The organism is Arthrobacter sp. TMT4-20 (assembly GCF_054510775.1).
The window spans coordinates 1-1,984 of record NZ_JBTNDW010000036.1; the positions used below are offsets into that span (position 1 = coordinate 1).

Annotated in this window: 1 protein-coding gene; it reads left to right on the top strand. The window is 59.4% G+C overall.

What is annotated here, in order from left to right:
* Positions 1-631 precede the first annotated feature (631 nt).
* Entirely contained in the window at positions 632-1,771 is a 1,140-nt protein-coding gene (locus ACX80Z_RS15910; protein ID WP_459316568.1) for an IS30 family transposase, read from the top strand.
* The last annotated feature ends 213 nt before the right edge of the window (positions 1,772-1,984 follow it).

Here is a 1,984-nt window from a genome sequence, read left to right on the forward strand (position 1 = left end):
TCCCCACGGATCCCTCGACGGAATGACACCGTCGGCCTACTGGGAAAACTGGACCGCAGGAAACCAACTAGCTATCGCATAGCCACTGGACTGCTAACGGGGGCCCAACCAAGACCTCGGGAGTCGACGCAAGAATGCAGCCACTCAACAGCTCGTTCCTCTTGCCGAAGCGAGCTGGGAGCGCTGGAAGAGGCCTGCCGTCCTGAACTAGGACTCTCACGAGATTCCTTATCACCACACAGAAGACGTAGGAGACTTCGCCAGAACAGGCTTCCTCTCGCGATATAACGGTGTGTAGACGAACTTAGAATTGGAATACTCGCGTACGCGACAGCAGGAACTTGTCGGCGGCTATAGAGGGCCAGGTGTGTAGTTGGCGTGTCCAGCAGTTCCGCTTTGCGGGCAAATGTCAGATGTATGGTTGGGGATCCCTCACCGCTGATTAAGGCGGCTAGCTGTCAGTGATGGTCGAATAGTGAGCCGTTTTGCGGGCTTGGCGTCTAGCGGTCGTTGCAACACCTGACTATTAGGAGTTGCAACTATGGCCTTGATGAAACGAGCACGAAGGGTTCGGGGAGCACCTCCGAAGAACGCTGCCCGCGCTCATTATGATCAGTTGATGAAACAGGGAATGGGTAATTCTGAGGCCTGCCGGATTGTTGGGATCAGCCGAAGTTCAGGCACGCGGTGGCGCCACGGCCATACCGCCGTCTCAAAGACGGGAGTGGTCACGAAGTACCCGCCGATCTCACGACAAAGACCACGAGTCACCTCCGTACGCTTTCTCTCGGAGGAGGAGCGAATCACGATCGCGGACCTGCTCCACGCCAGACGAAGCGTCCGGACCATTGCCAGGGAGCTTGGGCGTAGTCCCTCAACCGTGAGTCGAGAGATCCGACGGAACACCCACCAGCCCTCCGGAAACTACCGGCCACGGACAGCCCAGCGCAGCGCCGAACGCAGGCGAAGTCGACCCCGGACCGGGAAGATCGCTGCCAGTGCTGAGCTGACGGCGTTCGTGAGGACCCATCTATTAGAGCGCTGGAGCCCACGCCAGATCAGCAACCGGCTCCGTACGGAGTTTCCCGGCCGTGCCGAGATGCAGGTCGTGCCTGAAACCGTCTACCAGGCGTTATATGGGCGCGGAAGCCTGGATCTTGCGGTCGACCCTGCACTGGCGCTGCGCACCGGACGAACCGGACGCCGACCCCGCAGGAGGAAAGAACACCGCACCAAACGGTTCCCAGATATGGTGATGATCCGCGACCGGTCAGCCGAGGCCACGAACCGGCTAGTGCCAGGGCACTGGGAAGGCGACCTCATCATCGGGAAGGGAAGCTGCTCGGCGATCGGAACCCTGGTGGAACGCACCACACGGTTCACGATCCTCGTGCATCTAGCCGGCAACAGAGGTGCAGAGAATCTCCGTGATCGGCTGGCCGAGTCGATGAGCGCGCTCCCGGCACATCTACGTAAGTCGCTGACCTGGGATCAGGGTACCGAGATGGCCTGCCACCAAGACTTCACCCGCCGGACACTCATCCCGGTCTACTTTTGCGATCCCGCAAGCCCCTGGCAACGCGGGTCCAACGAGAACACCAACGGATTACTCCGGCAGTATTTCCCGAAAGGAACAGACCTAGGAACCCACACCATCAAGGACCTCGCCCGGGTCGCCGATGAACTCAACCGTCGACCACGGGAAATCCTCGGCTGGCAAAGCCCCGCGGAGCACCTCGCTAGACTCATCTCACCACCGACAGATTCATAAACTGTTGCAACGACCGCTGAAATCCGCCGCCGTCACAACGGCTCAATTTTCGACCGTCACCGACACTAGCGGCGTACATACGCCGGTAAGCCTCCATGAAAGATGGGTCTGTAACTTTTTCGGTGTTTTCAGCATTTTAGTTAGTAGGTTTCGGCTGCCGGCCAACGCCCGGCGAAAGTGATGGCAAAGGCATTCAGCGCGGGTTTCCACCGT

Bases quoted from the DNA above. Each gene is read 5' to 3' on its own strand.
- ACX80Z_RS15910 (WP_459316568.1), top strand. From the start codon at position 632: ATGGGTAATTCTGAGGCCTGCCGGATTGTTGGGATCAGCCGAAGTTCA.